We start from the raw sequence: 18,374 nt of genomic DNA on the forward strand, positions 1-18,374 counted from the left end.
TGTCTCCTTGTATTTATTTTAAAAGTAATATACTATTGAAATTAAATTAAATATAGGATAAAAAATGATAGATTTTGAAAACCAAACAGATTTAAGTGTAAAAATAGAAGAGTTAAAGGAGATTCTGGACTCTTTAACAAACAAAGATTTGGAACTAATTATTGTAGATAATAAGAGAATAAAAGAGATTAATTATGAAAATAGAGATAAAAATGAGGCAACAGATGTTTTAAGTTTTCCATTTGAACAAAACTTCCCACATATGCCTCTTGGAAGTATAATTATCTCAAAAGATTTTGTAGAAGAGAAAGCAAAAGAGTACAATCACTCTACAAATGATGAAATAAAACTTTTATTTATTCATGGGCTTTTACATCTTTTAGGATATGACCATGAAATTGATAATGGAGAGCATAGAGAAAAAGAAGAAGAACTAATAAAAAAGTTTAATCTTCCTTCTAGTTTAATAGTAAGAAACTCTTAAACTAACAATTTATACATTTTTTACAAATTCCACTTAAAACAATATTTGTTGAATCTACTTTAAAAGGAGCTAGTTTAGAAACTTGCTCTACTATATCACTTGAATCCAACATAATATCCTCAATAAAGCCACAATTTTTACAAACTAAATGAGCATGTTCTGTTTTTATTAACTCATAAACAGATTTTGCGTTTGGAATTTTAACTTCACTTAAAAAAACTCTCTCAACCATAGAATTTATATTTTTATAAATTGTTGCAAGAGAAACAGATGGAAATCTTTGTGTCAATTTTTTATAAATTTCATCAATATTCATATGTCCATTTGAATATAACTCTTCAACAATAGCAACTCTTTGTGGAGTAACTTTTAAGTCATACTCTTTTAGTAATCCTGAAATATTCAGCATATTTTTTCCTTTATTCTATATAGTTATCTATACAATTTTAAAAATTATATCGAAGATAAATTAAAATTTCTCTTTTTTCTTATCAAATAATAAAATTTATTTAGAAATAGTATAAAAGAATTTCTTATCTTTTACCTTTAAAAAATAAAATATTTGCTACAATTTGCCAAAAAAATGGAAACAAACCTTGTATAAATATTTAATAATATTTCTTTTTAGCATAATTTTAAATGCTCAAAATTTAAAAATAGCATCTTATAATGTAGAGAATTTTTTTGACCTAAATCATGATAAAACAGAGTACAATGAGTATATACCAAATAGTAAATCTTTATGGAATCAAAGAGCATTTGATATAAAACTAAAAAATATTTTAAAAGTAATTGAAGATTTAGATGCTGATATTATTGCTTTGCAAGAGATAGAAAATGAAAAATTAATTAAACTTTTAAAACAAAAACTCCCAAAATATAGCTATTATAGCTTTTCAAAATATCCAAATAGTGCCATTGGTTTAGGATTTTTATCAAAAATACCTATAAAAAATAGCCAAAATTTAAATGTAAAATTCCAAAAAGCAACCTACAGACCAATTTTAGAGACAACTTTTAAACTAGATGATATAGAGTTCAAAGTTTTTAATAATCACTGGCCATCTAAAAAAGCTTCTGAAAGTTATAGAGTTAAATATGCAAAAACTTTGTTTGATAGACTAAAGGAGCTTTCAAAAGATTATCCTTATATCTTATTAGGAGATTTCAACTCTAACTACAATGAACTTCAAACATTTAGAAATACACAAAAATTAAATACAACAGCTGGGATTACTGGAATAAATCATATATTAAATACAACAATTGATGATAAATTTGTTATTTTAGATGATATTAATAGTTTTAACAAAAAAGTTCACTACAACCTTTGGTTAGAATTACCTATAAATGAGAGATTTTCAACAAAATTTAGAGATGAAAACAATACACCTGACAATATGATAATAAGCTCTTCTTTAGTAAATAACAATGGGTTATATTATGTTAAAGACTCTTTTTCAGTATTTAAACCAATTTATTTATTTGAAAAGAATCATATACAAAGATGGAAAATGAGTGAAAATAGAGATGAAAAAATTCATAAAGGAGAGGGTTTTTCTGACCATCTTCCTATTTTTGCACTATTTTCAACAAAAAAATCAAAAAATAATATAAAATCAGATAAGAGTATTGAAAAAGAGAGCACAATATCTTCTCTTTATAATAAAGAAAAACTAATATTTCCAATATTTTTAGAAAATATCATAGTTTTATATAAAAGTGGTGATAAAGCAATAATAAAACAAAAAAACAATAGAGCAATTTATATTTTTCAAGGGGCAAAAGATTTACAACAAGGCTTTTCATATAATATTCAAGTAAACCAAATCTACGACTTTTATGGATTAAAAGAGATAAAAGATTTTAATATCTTAAAAGAGAATAGTAATATAAAAGATTACAAAGAGCTCTTCTTAGATGGCTCAAAAATAGATATCTTTGATTTTAAATATGAAAATGAGATTATTACAAACCTCAAAGGCTTTATCTCAAAAGGAAAGTTACAAATAAATGGTGGAAAAACAATAAAATTATTTGCAAAAGATAAAAATATTTTACCCAAAGATGGCACTACTATAGAGATAATAAATGCTCAACTAGGCTCATTTAAAGGAAATATGCAAATAATATTTCATACAAAAGATGATTATAAAGAGTTAAAATGAGTCAAAAAAATAGATTAGTAAAATCAATATTTACAAATAGTAGTGGTATTTTAGTCTCAAGAATAACTGGTTTTGTAAGAGATTTAATGACTGCTTCAATTTTAGGAGCAAATATCTACTCAGATATATTTTTTATAGCTTTTAAGTTTCCAAACTTATTTCGTAGTATATTTGCAGATGGGGCTTTTACACAAGCTTTTATCCCTTCTTATGCAAAGTCTAAATATAAAATTAGATTTTCATCTATAGTTTTTTTGCAAATTTTAGCTTTTTTAATACTTTTATCTTTATTTGTTACCCTATTTTCACACCTTTTTGCAAAAGCTTTTGCAATTGGGTTTAGTAAAGAAACAGTTGATTTAGCTGCACCACTTTTTGCTATAAATTTCTATTATTTACCTCTTATTTTTATAGTTACATTTATGGGTGCTTTACTTCAATATAAACATCATTTTGCAACAACTTCCTATTCAACTGCACTTTTAAACCTTTCAATGATTGCTAGTTTGATTATAGCAAAAGGCTTAGAGCAATATACTATTACATTTTATCTATCTTTTGGTGTTCTATTTGGTGGTATTTTACAAGTAATTGTACATATAATTGCTATAAGAAGAGCAAATCTTACAAAAATATTTACATTTAAAAAACACAAAAAGAGAGAAGAGAATAAGTTTTATAAAAACTTCTTTGCAGCAACTTTAGGTTCTTCAACAATGCATATCTCAGCCTTTATAGATACATGGTTAGCTTCAATGTTAATTAGTGGTTCTATTTCATATTTATATTATGCAAATAGAGTTTTTCAACTTCCTCTAGCAATTTTTGCAATAGCAACTTCTATAGCCCTATTTCCAATGGTTTCAAAGGCTATAAAAAACCAAAATGAAAATTTGGCATTAAAACTTATGAAAAAATCAGCTCTAATACTCTTTGCCGTTTTAAGTTTTTCTATGATTATTGGAATAGTTTTTAATGAATTTATTATTAAGCTCTTATTTGAAAGAGGTGCTTTTACCTCTTCTGATACACAAAATACAGCACTTATACTATCTATGTATTTAATTGGACTTTTACCTTTTGGACTAGCAAAAATATTCTCACTATGGCTATATGCAAAAGAGCAACAAATAATAACAGCAAAAATATCAGCTCAAAGCTTAATAGCAAATATTATTTTTTCACTGATTTTAATAAAACCTTTTGGAGCAGTTGGACTTGCTTTTTCAGGAACACTTAGTGGATTTGTACTATTTTTTTTAACTATTAAGGCATTTGGTTTCAAAAAACTTATCTTGATGTTCAAAAACTCTTAGTTTTAGCAAAGTTTTGGTAGAATCTTTGACTTTTTTTAAATATTAGGAAATATATGAGAGATTTTTTTAAACAGTATAGCCCATTTTATAAAAATTATATACTACAGATTTTTTATGCTTTTATTGGAATTCTTCTAGTAGCACTTGCAACTGCTGGAACAGCTTATGCAATACAACCCTTACTTGATGATATTTTTATAAATAAAAATATCCAGATGCTTTATATCATGCCAATAATAGTAGTAGCACTTTATGCTGCTAAGGGATTTGGTAGATATATTCAGGCCTATTTTGTATCATATATTGGACAAGATATTACAAGAATTGTAAGAGATAGATTATTTTCACATGTCCTAAAATTAGATTTACAATTTTTTCAAAAAACCCATAGTGGAGAGCTAGTAAGCCGTATAGTAAATGATATAAATAGAATTCAAAGTGCAGTTTCTGGCTACTTAGCTGAAATTATTAGAGAGAGTTTAACGATTGTTGTTCTTGTTGCTTTAGTTATTTATCGTTCACCAGAACTTGCCTTTTATGGTTTAGTCGTTTTACCTTTAGCTGTATATCCTCTTAGTCTTCTTGCAAAAAGAATGAAAAAACTCTCTTTTAAATCTCAAGAGAGCAACTCTGATATAACTTCAAGTTTAACAGAATCATTCAACAATATAGAGATAATAAAAGCAAATAATACTGAAAATATTGAGGCAAAAAAGTTTAGTGTATTTAATATGATTTTCTTTAAATACAATATGAAAGCAGTAAAAACAAATGAACTCACATCTCCTGTTATGGAGATTTTAGGTGCTATTGCATTTGGAGCTGTTATTTTTGTTGGTGGAACTCATGTTGTAAATGGAGAGCTTACAACAGGAGAGTTTAGTTCTTTTATAGCAGCACTTTTTATGCTCTATACTCCAATAAAAAGATTATCAACTCTATACAACAAAATGCAAGATGCAATTGCAGCAAATGAGAGAATAAATAGTATCTTTTCTATAAATCCTACAATTATATCTGGGAATTTAGAAAAAATAGATGATATAAAAGAGATCAATTTTACAAATGTATCACTAAAGTATGGTGAACTAGAGGCTCTAAAAGGTATAAACCTAAATGCAAAAAAAGGAGAAATTGTAGCTCTTGTTGGTGATAGTGGTGGAGGAAAGTCATCTTTAATCAACCTACTCATAAGATTTTATGATGTAACTAGTGGAGAGATAAAATTTGATGATACAAACATAAAAGATCTATCTTTAAAAACATTAAGAGAAAATATAAGTGTTGTAACACAAAGAGTATATATATTCAATGATACAGTTGCAGCAAATGTTGCTTATGGAGAAGAGCTTGATGATATAAGAGTAGTTGAAGCTCTAAAAAAGGCTCATGCTTATGAGTTTATTTTGCAGTTAAAACATGGCATTCATGCTGTTTTAGATGAATTTGGTTCAAACCTAAGCGGAGGACAAAGACAAAGAATAGCAATAGCTAGAGCTCTATATAAAAACCCAAAAATTTTGATTTTGGATGAAGCAACTTCAGCTTTAGATAATAAAAGTGAAAGTGTTATTAGTGAAGTAATAGAAGAGGTAAAAAAAGATAGGATAACTTTTGTAATTGCTCATAGATTAAGCACTATTAAAAATGCATCAAAAATTGCCGTTTTTAAAGCTGGAGAAATAGTTGATACAGGAACACAAGATGAACTTTTAAGTAGATGTGAAGAGTATCAAAGATTGTATAATTCAGCAAATATTTGATAATTTTTTGCTAACATATATGAATTTTTTAAAAAGGAAAAGAATTGTTTAACTATGAAAATCTAAAAAAAATACTATTTTTATTTAATCCTGAGAGAGCACACAATATTGCTGAGAGCAGTCTGAAGTTTCTAGGAAAATGTAGAATTTTAAGAAATTACTATGAAAAAAAGAATTTTATAGTAAACAAAGCTTTAGAACAAGAGCTTTTTGGAAGAACTTTTTTAAATCCTGTTGGCCTTGCAGCTGGGTTCGATAAGAATGCAACAATGATAAAATCTATGAAAAGCTTAGGTTTTGGTTTTACAGAAATAGGAACAGTTACACCTATGCCTCAAGATGGAAATCCAAAACCTAGAATGTTTAGATATCCAGAACAAAAAAGTGTTCAAAATGCTATGGGATTTAATAATCTAGGGGCTCATCAAGCACTAAAAAATTTAAAAAAACTCTACCCTTTTTATATTCCAATTGGAGTAAATATTGGGAAAAATAAAACAACACCAGAAGAGTATGCTCTAAATGATTATAAAGTTTTAATCAAAAAATTAGAAGCTTATTCTGATTATATAATTATAAATATCTCAAGTCCAAATACTCCAAACTTAAGAGATTTACAAAATGAGAAGTTTATAAAAGAGCTTTTTACTATGGCAAAAGAGCTTACAACTAAACCAATTTTCTTAAAAATTGCACCTGATATGGAAGTAAATCAAGCTATTGATCTTTGTAAAACTGCAGTTGAAAGTGGAGCAGCTGGTATTATTGCCACAAATACAACTATTGATTATAGTTTAATAGAAAATTGTAAAGATTTTGGTGGATTAAGTGGTGCAGTCTTAAGTGAAAAATCAGCACTTTTATTTAAAGAGATTGCAAAAGAGCTTTATGGAAAGACTATTTTAATTAGTGTTGGTGGAATTTTTACAGGAAAACAAGCTTACGAAAGAGTTAAAAATGGTGCTTCTTTAGTACAATTATACTCTAGCTTAATTTTTGAAGGTCCTTCTTTAGCTAGAAAAATCAATGAAGAGATTTTAGAGCTTTTAAAAGCTGATGGGTATGATAATATCTCTGAAGCTATTGGAGCAAACTTAAGATAATGAAAAAATTCTTAAAATTTTTTATATTTTTTATTTTATTGGGAGAGTTTATGAGTGCAAATAGTTTGCCAAATTACTATACAAAAAATCTAGATAATGGTTTACAAATAGTTGCAATTCCTATGGATAACAACACAAATGTTGTAAGTGTAGATGTTTTTTATAAAGTTGGAAGTAGAGATGAAGTTATGGGGAAAAGTGGAATTGCTCATATGTTAGAGCATCTAAACTTTAAATCTACAAAAAACTTAAAAGCTGGGGAATTTGACGAGATTGTAAAAGGTTTTGGAGGAGTTAATAATGCTGGAACTAGCTTTGATTACACTCACTACTTTATTAAAACTTCATCAAAAAACACAGATAAATCTTTAGAGTTATTTGCTGAATTAATGCAAAATTTAACTCTAAATGATGAAGAGTTTCAACCTGAGCGTGATGTAGTAGCAGAAGAGAGACGTTGGCGAACAGACAATAATCCTATGGGATATTTACAGTTTAGAACATTTAATAGTGCTTATACTTATCATCCATATCACTGGACTCCAATTGGGTTTATGGATGATATTAAGAACTGGAGTATTGAAGATATAAAAGATTTTCACTCTACATACTATCAACCAAAAAATGCAATAGTTCTAGTTGCTGGTGATATAAAAAAAGATGATATTTTTTCAATGGTTGAAAAGCACTTTAAAGATATTAAAAACAAAAAAGAGATTCCAAAATCTATTCATACAATAGAACCTGTTCAAGATGGAGAAAAAAGAGGAGTTGTAAATAAAGAAACAAATGTAGAGATGCTTACAATAACATACCACATTCCAAATTTTGAACATAAAGACCAGATAGCTCTTAGTGCATTATCACAACTTTTAAGTAGTGGGAAATCTTCTATTTTACAAAAAATTTTGGTTGATAAAAAGAGATTAGCAAATAGTGTATATGCTTATAATATGGAACTAAAAGATCCTGGAGTTTTTATGTTTATGGCAGTTGCAAATGAAAACATTGATGCTTTAAAAATAGAAAAAGAGATTTTAGATATAATATCGGCTATTCAAAATGGTGAAATAGAAAAAAAAGAGCTTGATAAACTTAAAATAAATACAAAAGCAGATTTTATCTACTCTCTTGAAAGCTCAAGCGATGTTGCTTCACTATTTGGAACTTATCTTGTACGAGACAATATCAAACCTCTTTTAGAGTATGAAAAAAACCTAGAGTTGTTAAAAATTGAAGATATTGTAAACGTTGCAAAAAAATATTTAGTAAAAGAGAACTCAACAACTCTTATATTAAAAGAAAAAAAATAAAAAGGAAGAAAATGGATACCCCAATTGGTTCTATGACAGCACTAATTACCCCATTTAAAAATGGAAAAGTTGATTTAGAAAAATATGAGTCATTAATTAAACGACAAATAAATGCTGGTGTTGATGTAGTCTCTCCTTGCGGAACAACAGGAGAGAGTGCAACACTAACTCATAAAGAGCATAAAGAGTGTATAGAAGTTGCAGTTGCTACTTGTAAAAATACAAATGTAAAAGTTCTTGCAGGTGCTGGTTCAAATGCCACTGCTGAAGCTTGTGAGTTGGCAAAATTTGCTCAGGAAATTGGTGCTAATGCAATACTTTCTATTGCTCCATATTATAATAAACCAACTCAAGAGGGACTATATCAACACTACAAAACAATAGCACAAAGTGTTGAAATTCCATTTATGCTTTACAATGTCCCAGGACGTACTGCTGTTGATTTGTTACCAGAGACTGCAATTAAGCTTTTTGATGATGTAAAAAATATTTATGGTATAAAAGAGGCTACAGGTTCATTAGAACGGGCTACTGCTCTTATGTCACAAAGAGAAAATTTTTTGGTATTTTCAGGAGATGATGGAATAGATTTTCCAATGCTTGTAAGTGGAGCAAAAGGGATAATTTCTGTAACTTCAAATTTAGTTCCAGATTTAAAAGTTAAACTTGTAAATAGTGTATTTAATAAAGATTATGAAACTGCACTAAAAATTCATAATGATTTATATGAACTAAACAAAGTTCTATTTTGTGAAAGTAATCCAATTCCAATAAAAGCAGCAATGTATTTGTCTGGTCTTTTAGATAGTTTAGAATTTAGGTTACCATTAACAAAACCTAGTAGAGAAACAATAGATAAATTAGAAAAAATTTTAAAAAAATATGAGGTAATTAAATAATGAGTTGTAATATGAAGGGTAAAACTTTAGTAATTTCAGGTGGTACAAAAGGTATAGGGAAAGAGTGTGTGTATAAATTTGCAAGCAATGGAATAAATGTTGCATTTACATATAATTCAAATGGTGAAATAGCTCTTGAAATTTGTAAAGATGTTGAAGCAAAATTTGGAGTAAAATGTCGTGCATATCCTTTTAATATATTGGAACCAGAAAAATATGGTGAACTTTTTGAAGAGATAGATAAAGATTTTGATAGAGTTGACTTTTTCATATCAAATGCAATGATTTATGGTCGTGCTGTTGTTGGCGGATATGGTAAATTTATGAAACTAAAACCTAGAGGTTTAAACAATATTTACACTGCAACTGTAAATGCTTTTGTTTGTGGTTCTCAACAAGCTGCAAAAAGAATGCAAAAAATAGGTGGTGGAGCAATAGTATCCTTATCATCAACTGGTAATTTAGTGTATATAGAAAACTATGCAGGACACGGTACAAATAAAGCTGCAGTTGAAGCAATGGTTAGATATGCAGCAAATGAGTTAGGAGAGTTTGGAATTAGAGTAAATGCAGTTTCAGGAGGACCAATTGATACAGATGCTTTAAAAGCATTTACAAACTATGAAGAGGTAAAAGCAAAAACTGCTGAATATTCTCCTTTAAATAGAATTGGTCAACCAGAAGATTTAGCACAATCTTGTTATTTCTTATGTACAAATGATGCTTCATGGATAACAGGACATACATTAATTGTTGACGGTGGGACAACTTTTAGATAATGTCAAAAGCTTTAAACCTACCAAACATCTTAGCTCTATTTAGAATAGCATTAGCTCCACTAATGCTATGGTTTTTTGTGGATAGAGACAACACTATATTTTCATCTTGGCATCCCTCTTGGTTTGACTATTTTGCGGGGCTTATATTTATAATAGCTAGTGTTACTGACTTTTTTGATGGTTTTATTGCTAGAGCTTGGAATCAAATAACAAAGCTAGGTGGGATTTTAGATCCACTTGCAGATAAAATGCTAGTACTTGCTGCTTTTTTGGGACTTATGGTTATAGATAGAGCTAGTGCTTGGGCTGTATTTCTAATACTTTCAAGAGAATTTTTCATAACTACTCTTAGAGTTGTTGCAGTTGCTGAAGGAAAAGATGTGGCTTCAACAATGGCAGGAAAAGTAAAAACAGTAGCTCAAATGTTTGCTATTGGATTTTTAATAATGAATTGGCCATATGCTACAACTTTACTTTGGTTTGCAGTTATTTTAACTCTCTACTCTGGTTATGAATACACTAGAGACTATTTCAGAATTTAAGGCTTTTTTTGGGTACTATCACTTTTTTACTTGTATTATCTTTTTTAGTATTTTTTCATGAGCTAGGTCACTTTTTAGCTGCTAGATTTTTTGGCGTTAAGGTTCATGTTTTCTCTATTGGGTTTGGAAAACAAATCTATTCAAAATATTGGGCAGGGACAACGTGGCAAATTGCATTAATTCCACTTGGTGGATATGTAAAAATGAAAGGTCAAGATGACTCTAAACCAACTCTAAATGAGAGTGGAGATGATTCATATAACACAAAAAAACCTTGGCAAAGAATAGTTATACTATTTGCTGGTCCTTTTGCAAACTTTCTTTTGGCAGCAATTATCTATTTTGCGATAGCTTTAATGGGTGCAAAAACTTTAGCTCCAACAATTGGGAATATTAGTCCTAATTCAGTTGCTTTTGAAGCTGGTCTAAAAGAGAATGACAAAATTTTAAAGATAAATGAGACTGAGATAAAAGCTTGGGATGAGATAGGAAAAGTAATTACAACAACTCAAGGGGCTTTACAGTTTTATATCCAAAGAGATAATCAACTCTTAATAAAAATTATAAATCCACAAATATCAGATAGTCAAAATATGTTTAATGAAAGAATCAAAAAAAGAATGATAGGAATTGCTCCAAAAGGAGAAGTTGTTACGTTGGAATTAGGTTTTTATGACTCTTTAGCTTATGCTTATGATAAAACTATTTTTGCTTCTACTATGATATTTCAAGGTGTTCAAAAATTAATTACTGGAATAATTCCATCTAGTGAAGTTGGTGGTGTTATTAGTATTGGAAAAATTATTAGTGATGCAAGTGAGAGCTCTTTTATTGCACTTCTTACAATCACTGCACTAATTTCTGTGAACTTAGGAGTTCTAAATCTTCTACCAATTCCTGCCCTTGATGGTGGACATATTATGTTTAATCTATATGAGATGATCGTTAGAAGAAAACCTAGTGATCAGGTTTTTATGTTTTTAACAATTTTTGGATGGTTGATTTTGGGAAGCCTAATGCTTCTTGGAATTTACAACGATATAAATAGAATTTTTTTAAATAATTAGAGGTTTATTATGGAAAAAACAACTGCTACTAGAAATTTAAATAGTTTAATCACTAAGGTTGAAGCTGCGAGACTTAAAATATCTGAATACCATATTGTTAAAATTATAGGTATCTCAAAATATTCAACAGCAGAAGATATAAAAACACTTTATGAAGTAGGACAAAGAGCTTTTGGTGAAAATAAGGTTCAAGATTTAAAAGATAAAATGCAAACTTTAGATGAATTTCCTATAGAGTGGCACTTTGTAGGAACTTTACAAAAAAACAAGATAAACAATCTAATAGATTTAAACCCTACTTTAGTTCACTCTTTAGATAGTCTTGATTTAGCTATTGAGTTAAACAAAAAACTTGAAGCAAAAAACAAGAAAATGTCATGTTTACTACAAATAAACTCTGCTTTTGAAGATACAAAATCAGGAGTTGATCCAAAAGAGGCAGTTGATATTTATAAAAAAATTATTAATCTATGTCCAAATATTATTTTAAAAGGTGTTATGAGCATTGGTGCTAATGTTGAAGATGAAGATATCATAAAAAAATCATTTCAACTTACTAAAAAAATATATGAGGAACTAGTACCACTTGGAGCTAGATATTGTTCAATGGGCATGAGTAATGATTTTGAATTAGCAATTGCTTGTGGTTCAAATTTGATACGAGTTGGCTCAACTCTTTTTAAGAACCTATAAATATAAATTCAATATCAATTATTATAAGCTTATTTAAGATACCTTTAAAAATTATTTATCTATACTTCCAGATAATATAATTAAAGGACTTTAATGTTTCTTCATCTTTCTTCAAAATCACGTTTCTTTTTAAATATGGTTTTAAGCCAAATTGGTTTTGCAGCTATTAGTACAGTTGCAATTTTAAGTGAACATACTATCTCTGCTATCATAGCTGTAAATATTGTATTTGCTGCAATTGTTGGCTATATAAACTATAATTCAATGCAAAGAGTTGTAGGTGGTATAAATAGGATTAAAGAGTATATAGAGAATCTTATGGATTATATGTTTTTCAATACAAATAATATAAGAAAAGCAGAATATATCAAAAATGATGATATTGGAGAGATATTAAAAGAGCTAAATATATATTTTGAAAAATATGACAAAATGAGAAAAGACGATATGCATGTTCTAGGAGATATGGTAATAGCACTTGATAAAGTTGCTCAAGGTATTTATAATACACAAATAAATTCAACAACTTCAAACTTTATGGTTCACACTTTAAAAGAGGTTGTAAATAAGATGTTAAGTAGATCAAACAAAAATATGGAAGATTTAGTTAATATTGTTGGACTTTATTCTGAGCATGACTATAGAAACCAAATGAACATAAATCCTATCTTAAAAGGTAAAATGAGACTTACTATGGAGAGAATTAATCAATTAGGATTAGAGCTAAATAGTAATGCAAAAGAGAACCTAAGAAATGGTGATGCTTTAGAGAAAAACTCAATCACTATGAATAGAAGTGTTGAAAACTTAGCGAATAAAGCAAATGCACAAGCAGCTAGTTTAGAAGAGACTGCTGCTGCTCTTGAAGAGATTACAGGCATTACAAAAAATAATACTCAAAATGCTCAAAAAATGTCATCTTTAAGTAAAGATGTAAAAGATAGTGTAGTTCTAGGTGAAAATTTAGCAAATAAGACAGCTAGTTCTATGGATGAGATAAATGCAAAGGTAGAAGCTATAAATGAAGCTATTGAAGTAATTGATCAAATTGCTTTCCAAACAAATATTTTAAGTCTAAATGCAGCAGTTGAAGCTGCAACTGCTGGTGAAGCAGGAAAGGGGTTTGCTGTTGTTGCTCAAGAGGTACGAAATCTAGCAAATAGAAGCGCAGAAGCTGCAAAAGAGATAAAAGATTTAGTAGAGAATGCAACAAGTAAAACAAATGAAGGTAAAAAAATATCTGATGATATGAAAACTGGATACAACAACCTAAATAAACTTATCTCTGAAACTATAAATATTATTCAAGATGTAAGTATTGCTTCTAGCGAACAGCTAAAAGGAATTGAACAGATAAATGATGCAGTATCTGTTTTAGATAGAGTAACTCAAGAGAATGCCTCTGAAGCTAGTAATGTTGCACTAATTGCAAATGAAACTTTAAGTATGGCAAAAATTTTAGTGGAAGATGCAAAAACAAAAAAAGTAAGCTAGGAGCTTTATATGTCAAAAGAGATACTACTTGATGATTATACTTTTTTGGTAAGCGAAACAGATGAAAAAGGTGTAATAATCTTTGCTAACGATGATTTTTGTAGAATTGCTGGTTATGATATTGATGATTTAATTGGTAAACCGCACAATATAATAAGACACCAAGATATGCCAAAAATTGCATTTAAAGATTTATGGGATACTATTAGAAAAAGTGTTATTTGGACTGGATATGTAAAAAATCGTGCTAAAAATGGTGATTTTTATTGGGTCTATGCGACAGTTTTTCCTACAGTAACAAGTGATGGTTCAAAGGGCTATCTCTCTTGTAGAAGAAAAGCCAATAGAGTTGAAATAGAAACTCATGAAAAACTATATAAAGAGCTTATATTAAAAGAGAGTTAACCTCTCTTTTATTTTAGCTTATCAAAAAGATTATACTCTCTCCAATATATATCTAAAGCCTCTTTTAATTCATCATCACTTAATCTTGTTTTTCTTTTTAGACCAAACCTTTTTATAATAGATTCAGACATTAGACTTCCCTCTTTTGTTGGATTTTTCAAAAAGTCAAACATTGCATTTTTCACATCCTCTTCATTACTATACTCTAGCAAGTATCTATAAAAATATTTATCAATAGTTACAGGAATTTTATTGTGACAAGTTATACAATTCTTTTCATAAATATTTTTAGAATTTGAAAAAGCAAAAACAGAAGCCAAACATAACAAAAACACTACTCTTACCATCTTATTTTTATCCTTGTTCCTACATCAATTTTAGAGATAACATCTATTTTTAAATCATACTCTTTTGCTATAAGAGATACAATATTAAGCCCAATTCCAAAACCACCTACACTTTTGTCAAACCTTTTATATCTTGTAAATAAGCTTTTTAAATCCTCTTTACTAATACCCTTTCCACTATCTTCAATTATCATTAATCCATCTTTTAAAGTAACTTTTATAAAACCTTTAAATTTGTTGTATTTTATTGCATTTGAAATAATGTTATCTATTAGTTTTGATAGTTTTTTTATATCGCAATCTATAAAAACATCATCTTTTATATCTAAAATAAATTCTACTCTTTTACTATTTGCAATTGATTTAAAAAAATCAACTCTTTGATTTAATATTTCTGAAAAATCAATTTTTTCATTGTTTGAAATTATCTGATTATTTAAAGAGACAAAAGTTAAATCTTCATATATATTTGAGATAGTTTTTGCCCCTATTTCTATACGATTTATCTTTTTTGCTAACTTCTCATCTATACTATTTTTATCTATCATCTGTATATTTGATAGTATTGCAGTTACAGGTGTGTTTAGCTCATGAGTTGTATCTTTTATAAATCTATCAAGCATCAAAATTGCTTCTCTCATAGGTCTTAAAAAAAGTTTTGCAATATAGTATCCAATAGTAAGTAGTATAAAAAATGAGATAAAAAACCAAAATATAATCTTATATTTAATATTCAAAAACCAAAGATTATCATCTTCTATCTCAACTATTACATATTTACTCCCTAAATAATAAGCTTCAGGCTCTTTAATTAGGTGAATATATCCATCTTTTATATATATTACTTTATCAAGTTTTACATCTTTCATCTTTAAGTTCGAGAAAATTATCTTTTTTGAACTATCATAAATAGCAGAGCTAAATCTCTCATCTCTTGGATAAATATCAGATTTATCTATATTTATATGTAGCTCTTTTAGATTTGCAATTTGAGTATTTGAGTAATTTTGAAGAGTTTGTCTTTTTTCTTGAAGCATTAAATCTTTTTTGAATTGATAATATAAAAAAGTGATAGCACTCAAAATAAGTAAAACTAGTATTGAGTATATTAAACTAAACCCAATAATGGTTCTAGTTTCACTCTTTGTTAAATCTATACCCGAGTTTTTTAAGACTAACAATTTTATCTTTTCCTAAAATCTTTCTAAGATTTTTTATATATGTTCGTAAAGAGTTATCGCTATACTCCTCATCATAATCCCACACAAAGTCATATATCCTATCATGAGATAACAGTTCATTTGGATTTTGAAGAAAAAACTTCAATAGTTTTAACTCTTTTAAATTTAATTTTACCTCTTCACTATCGTATTTTAGCTCATTTGAGATTGTATTAAATGTAACATTTGGAGAAATCTCAACTATCTCATTTTTATTTGCAAACTCTTTTTTTATTAGAATCTGAACTCTTAAAAGAAGCTCTTTTATCTCAAAAGGTTTTCTAATATAATCATCACAACCACTTAAAAAACCCTCTTCTAGTGAACTCATTGAGTTTAAAGATGTTATAAATATTGCTGGAGTTGTTTTCCCAGTAGCCCTAGCCTCTTTTAGAACTTCAAAGCCATTTTTTTTTGGAACATTTACATCAAGAAGTAAAACATCAAAGTGCTCTTCATAGATTTTTGCTAAAGCTTCTTCTCCATCATAAACACAAATAACATCAAACCCCTCTTCAATAAAATATTCAAAAACAGTTTCACTTAAATTATAATCATCTTCAAGTAGTAAAATTTTACTCTTCATCTTCAATTATCTTTCTTTCAGGTATCTCAACTAATCTCTTTTCATATTGAGCTTTTTCATATGTATTCATTTTTCCTAATCTTACATCTAGCTCTTTTTGGAAATCTGCCATATCTTTCTCATCCACAAAACCAATTATCTCTATTAGCTCTTGATTACTCATTTGGCTAAAATTCTCTTTTGCAAAAGAGGAGATAGACAAAAGTAAAACAAATAAAATAACTCTATTCATAAACCCCAACTTTTTATTTTTATACTATAAAAGAACTGTATAATAATTGTTGATTATAGCTAAAAATTGATATAATAAATCTATGAATCAAAAAATATCTTTAAAATCTATATATAAACTTCTATTAAAAAACAAGAAATCTCTTATTTGGGGACAAATTTTCACAGTAATAGGAATACTAATAAGTGTTCCTATTCCTCTTTTACTACCCCTATTAGTAGATGAAGTGCTTTTAAATAAACCTGATTTTTTTGTAAATAGTATTGATAAACTCTTTGGAAGTGGAAATGCTTTTTATTATGTGGCTATAGTTACTGTTGTTGTGATTATTTTAAGAGCTTTACATTTTATTTTTGGAGTAATTAATACAAAAATATTTACAAAAATATCAAAAATAGTAATCTTTGATATTAGAGTAAAGCTTTTAAAACACCTTCAAAAAGTAAATATAAATGAGTATGAAAGTATTGGTAGTGGAAAAATTGCTGCAAATTTGATAACAGATGTAAATACTTTAGATAGCTTTATTGTAAATATTTCAAGCAAACTTATAACTTCTACTCTTACTCTTTTAGCTGTTGGTTTTGTAATTATAAAAATAGATTTTCTTTTAGGGCTTATGATTCTTTTAACTCAACCAACAATTGCAATATTTTCAAGAAGAATAGCTAAAAAAACAGGTGAACTAAAAAAAGAGGAAAATGCTGCAATAGAAGCTTTTCAAAGTAATATAAATGAAACTTTAGATCTATTTCCTCAAATAAAAGCAAGTAACAAAGAGAGAAGCTTCTTTAATACATCAATAGATAAAGCAAAAGATATAAAAATAGCTTCAAATGAGTTTAACTATAAAAGTGTAGCTTATGAAAAACTATCTTATACGATTTTTCTTTTTGCCTTTGAAATCTTTAGAGCAACAGGACTTCTACTTGTAGCCTATAGTGATTTATCAATAGGGCTTATGTTCGCTATGTTTGGATATATTTGGTTTATTATGACACCTGTTCAAGAGATTTTATCTATTCAATACTCACTAGCAAGTGCAAAAGCAGCTATTAGTAGAATAAACAAAGTTTTAGAACTAAATATTGAAAGTGATGGAGAAAAAGAGCTAAATAGTAACAAAGTCGATATTGAAATAAGAGACTTATCTTTTGCTTACACTAAAGAGAAGAATAGTTTAAATAACATCAATTTAAAGATAAATAGTGGTGAAAAAGTGGCAATAATTGGTGCTAGTGGAAGTGGAAAAACAACTATTTCTCAACTTATCGCTGGATTTTATGCAAAAAAAAGTGGAGATATTTTATATAACAATATAAGCATTGATGAGATTTCAAAAAAGAGCCTAAGAGAGCATATATTTTTGGTTCTTCAAATGCCTATATTATTTAATAATACCCTACGATTTAATCTTACTATGGGCGAAGATATAGAAGATGAAAAGATTATTGAAGCTTTAGCTATTGCAGAGTTAAAAGAGATGTATTTAGGTCTAAAAGATGGGCTTGATACTGTTGTTGGTAAAATGGGAATGAGATTAAGTGGTGGACAGAGACAAAGATTATCAATAGCTAGAATGGTTTTAGCAAATCCTAGTATAGTTATTTTTGATGAATCAACTTCAGCTTTAGATGTTCATACTGAAACAAAACTATTCTTAAATTTAGAGAGTTTTTTAGAAGATAAAACTGTTATTACTATCGCTCATAGACTAAGCACTGTTAAAAATGCTTCAAAAATCTTTGTTTTGGATGATGGAAATTTAGTGCAAAGTGGAACACATAAAGAGTTAGAGGATGAAACAGGACACTACAAAGAGTTTGTAAAGCAACAACTTACAACATAGATTTGATTAAGAAAATTTCAATACTGTTTCTACTTTCAAACTATAACTAATTTATTAAAAAATAAAAGTAAGTAAAATTTACTTACTTAATAAAATATGTGTGAAAAATATCAG

The 18,374-nt window shown here is 28.0% G+C and carries 19 protein-coding genes; 14 read left to right on the forward strand and 5 right to left on the reverse strand.

The features are described from left to right. Positions 1–64 precede the first annotated feature (64 nt). The gene (gene ybeY / locus ATR_RS05390; RefSeq protein ID WP_115428454.1) at positions 65–484 is read left to right on the forward strand and encodes an rRNA maturation RNase YbeY; all 420 of its coding nucleotides are present in this window, start codon (positions 65–67) and stop codon (positions 482–484) included. A gap of 1 nt (position 485) precedes the next feature. Here ybeY and ATR_RS05395 read toward each other — a convergent pair whose 3' ends face one another. Further along, entirely contained in the window at positions 486–893 is a 408-nt protein-coding gene (locus tag ATR_RS05395) for a Fur family transcriptional regulator (RefSeq protein WP_115428455.1), read from the reverse strand. A gap of 187 nt (positions 894–1,080) precedes the next feature. Here ATR_RS05395 and ATR_RS05400 point away from each other — a divergent pair, with 187 nt between their 5' ends. From ATR_RS05400 to ATR_RS05455, 12 genes are all read left to right on the forward strand, one after another. Next, positions 1,081–2,652 carry an endonuclease/exonuclease/phosphatase family protein gene (locus tag ATR_RS05400; protein ID WP_115428456.1) on the forward strand — a complete coding sequence of 524 codons (1,572 nt, stop codon included), beginning with the start codon at positions 1,081–1,083 and terminating at the stop codon, positions 2,650–2,652. Beyond that, entirely contained in the window at positions 2,649–3,968 is a 1,320-nt protein-coding gene (murJ, locus tag ATR_RS05405; protein ID WP_115428457.1) for a murein biosynthesis integral membrane protein MurJ, read from the forward strand. The genes ATR_RS05400 and murJ overlap by 4 nt, the downstream gene beginning before the upstream one ends. 53 nt (positions 3,969–4,021) lie before the next feature. Beyond that, complete coding sequence (locus ATR_RS05410; RefSeq protein WP_115428458.1) at positions 4,022–5,731, forward strand: ABC transporter ATP-binding protein; 1,710 nt, start codon at positions 4,022–4,024, stop codon at positions 5,729–5,731. A gap of 44 nt (positions 5,732–5,775) precedes the next feature. Then, positions 5,776–6,834: a quinone-dependent dihydroorotate dehydrogenase gene (locus ATR_RS05415; protein WP_115428459.1), complete on the forward strand. Its 1,059-nt coding sequence runs from the start codon at positions 5,776–5,778 to the stop codon at positions 6,832–6,834. A gap of 50 nt (positions 6,835–6,884) precedes the next feature. After that, a complete protein-coding gene (locus ATR_RS05420; RefSeq protein WP_371273093.1) occupies positions 6,885–8,147 on the forward strand; it encodes a M16 family metallopeptidase in 1,263 nt (420 codons plus the stop codon). Between the two features lie 11 nt (positions 8,148–8,158). Beyond that, a complete protein-coding gene (gene dapA / locus ATR_RS05425) occupies positions 8,159–9,046 on the forward strand; it encodes a 4-hydroxy-tetrahydrodipicolinate synthase (RefSeq protein WP_115428461.1) in 888 nt (295 codons plus the stop codon). Further along, positions 9,046–9,825: an enoyl-ACP reductase gene (locus tag ATR_RS05430; RefSeq protein ID WP_115428462.1), complete on the forward strand. Its 780-nt coding sequence runs from the start codon at positions 9,046–9,048 to the stop codon at positions 9,823–9,825. The genes dapA and ATR_RS05430 overlap by 1 nt, the downstream gene beginning before the upstream one ends. After that, positions 9,825–10,367, forward strand: a complete 543-nt coding sequence (pgsA, locus tag ATR_RS05435; RefSeq protein ID WP_115428463.1) for a CDP-diacylglycerol--glycerol-3-phosphate 3-phosphatidyltransferase — start codon at positions 9,825–9,827, stop codon at positions 10,365–10,367. The genes ATR_RS05430 and pgsA overlap by 1 nt, the downstream gene beginning before the upstream one ends. An 8-nt stretch (positions 10,368–10,375) precedes the next feature. Further along, positions 10,376–11,434 (forward strand): RIP metalloprotease RseP, encoded by a 1,059-nt coding sequence (gene rseP, locus ATR_RS05440; RefSeq protein WP_115428464.1) that lies wholly within the window; start codon positions 10,376–10,378, stop codon positions 11,432–11,434. A gap of 9 nt (positions 11,435–11,443) precedes the next feature. After that, positions 11,444–12,127, forward strand: a complete 684-nt coding sequence (locus tag ATR_RS05445; RefSeq protein ID WP_115428465.1) for a YggS family pyridoxal phosphate-dependent enzyme — start codon at positions 11,444–11,446, stop codon at positions 12,125–12,127. Positions 12,128–13,039: 912 nt separating this feature from the next. Continuing rightward, positions 13,040–13,621 (forward strand): methyl-accepting chemotaxis protein, encoded by a 582-nt coding sequence (locus ATR_RS09970; protein WP_407923297.1) that lies wholly within the window; start codon positions 13,040–13,042, stop codon positions 13,619–13,621. A gap of 9 nt (positions 13,622–13,630) precedes the next feature. Then, positions 13,631–14,026, forward strand: a complete 396-nt coding sequence (locus ATR_RS05455) for a PAS domain-containing protein (RefSeq protein ID WP_115428467.1) — start codon at positions 13,631–13,633, stop codon at positions 14,024–14,026. Between the two features lie 8 nt (positions 14,027–14,034). On the opposite strand, the gene ATR_RS05460 is transcribed toward ATR_RS05455, so the two are convergent. Genes ATR_RS05460 through ATR_RS05475 form a run of 4 tightly spaced genes read right to left on the reverse strand, consistent with a single transcriptional unit; the run spans position 14,035 to position 16,411 of the window. Continuing rightward, positions 14,035–14,373, reverse strand: a complete 339-nt coding sequence (locus ATR_RS05460; protein ID WP_115428468.1) for a hypothetical protein — start codon at positions 14,371–14,373, stop codon at positions 14,035–14,037. Then, on the reverse strand, positions 14,367–15,554 hold the full coding sequence (locus tag ATR_RS05465) for a sensor histidine kinase (RefSeq protein ID WP_115428469.1): 1,188 nt from the start codon (positions 15,552–15,554) through the stop codon (positions 14,367–14,369). The genes ATR_RS05460 and ATR_RS05465 overlap by 7 nt, the downstream gene beginning before the upstream one ends. After that, positions 15,511–16,179, reverse strand: coding sequence for a response regulator transcription factor (locus ATR_RS05470; protein ID WP_115428470.1), 669 nt, complete (start codon positions 16,177–16,179; stop codon positions 15,511–15,513). The genes ATR_RS05465 and ATR_RS05470 overlap by 44 nt, the downstream gene beginning before the upstream one ends. Beyond that, positions 16,169–16,411 (reverse strand): DUF1104 domain-containing protein, encoded by a 243-nt coding sequence (locus tag ATR_RS05475; RefSeq protein WP_115428471.1) that lies wholly within the window; start codon positions 16,409–16,411, stop codon positions 16,169–16,171. The genes ATR_RS05470 and ATR_RS05475 overlap by 11 nt, the downstream gene beginning before the upstream one ends. An 82-nt stretch (positions 16,412–16,493) precedes the next feature. Between ATR_RS05475 and ATR_RS05480 the strand changes: the two genes are divergently transcribed. After that, entirely contained in the window at positions 16,494–18,260 is a 1,767-nt protein-coding gene (locus ATR_RS05480) for an ABC transporter ATP-binding protein (protein WP_115428472.1), read from the forward strand. The last annotated feature ends 114 nt before the right edge of the window (positions 18,261–18,374 follow it).

The organism is Aliarcobacter trophiarum LMG 25534 (assembly GCF_003355515.1).
In the GTDB taxonomy this organism is placed as follows: domain Bacteria; phylum Campylobacterota; class Campylobacteria; order Campylobacterales; family Arcobacteraceae; genus Aliarcobacter; species Aliarcobacter trophiarum.

Bases quoted from the DNA above. Each gene is read 5' to 3' on its own strand.
- ybeY (WP_115428454.1), top strand. From the start codon at position 65: ATGATAGATTTTGAAAACCAAACAGATTTAAGTGTAAAAATAGAAGAG.
- ATR_RS05395 (WP_115428455.1), bottom strand. From the start codon at position 893: ATGCTGAATATTTCAGGATTACTAAAAGAGTATGACTTAAAAGTTACT.
- murJ (WP_115428457.1), top strand. From the start codon at position 2,649: ATGAGTCAAAAAAATAGATTAGTAAAATCAATATTTACAAATAGTAGT.
- ATR_RS05410 (WP_115428458.1), top strand. From the start codon at position 4,022: ATGAGAGATTTTTTTAAACAGTATAGCCCATTTTATAAAAATTATATA.
- ATR_RS05420 (WP_371273093.1), top strand. From the start codon at position 6,885: ATGAGTGCAAATAGTTTGCCAAATTACTATACAAAAAATCTAGATAAT.
- dapA (WP_115428461.1), top strand. From the start codon at position 8,159: ATGGATACCCCAATTGGTTCTATGACAGCACTAATTACCCCATTTAAA.
- ATR_RS05430 (WP_115428462.1), top strand. From the start codon at position 9,046: ATGAGTTGTAATATGAAGGGTAAAACTTTAGTAATTTCAGGTGGTACA.
- pgsA (WP_115428463.1), top strand. From the start codon at position 9,825: ATGTCAAAAGCTTTAAACCTACCAAACATCTTAGCTCTATTTAGAATA.
- ATR_RS05445 (WP_115428465.1), top strand. From the start codon at position 11,444: ATGGAAAAAACAACTGCTACTAGAAATTTAAATAGTTTAATCACTAAG.
- ATR_RS09970 (WP_407923297.1), top strand. From the start codon at position 13,040: ATGTCATCTTTAAGTAAAGATGTAAAAGATAGTGTAGTTCTAGGTGAA.
- ATR_RS05455 (WP_115428467.1), top strand. From the start codon at position 13,631: ATGTCAAAAGAGATACTACTTGATGATTATACTTTTTTGGTAAGCGAA.
- ATR_RS05460 (WP_115428468.1), bottom strand. From the start codon at position 14,373: ATGGTAAGAGTAGTGTTTTTGTTATGTTTGGCTTCTGTTTTTGCTTTT.
- ATR_RS05470 (WP_115428470.1), bottom strand. From the start codon at position 16,179: ATGAAGAGTAAAATTTTACTACTTGAAGATGATTATAATTTAAGTGAA.
- ATR_RS05475 (WP_115428471.1), bottom strand. From the start codon at position 16,411: ATGAATAGAGTTATTTTATTTGTTTTACTTTTGTCTATCTCCTCTTTT.
- ATR_RS05480 (WP_115428472.1), top strand. From the start codon at position 16,494: ATGAATCAAAAAATATCTTTAAAATCTATATATAAACTTCTATTAAAA.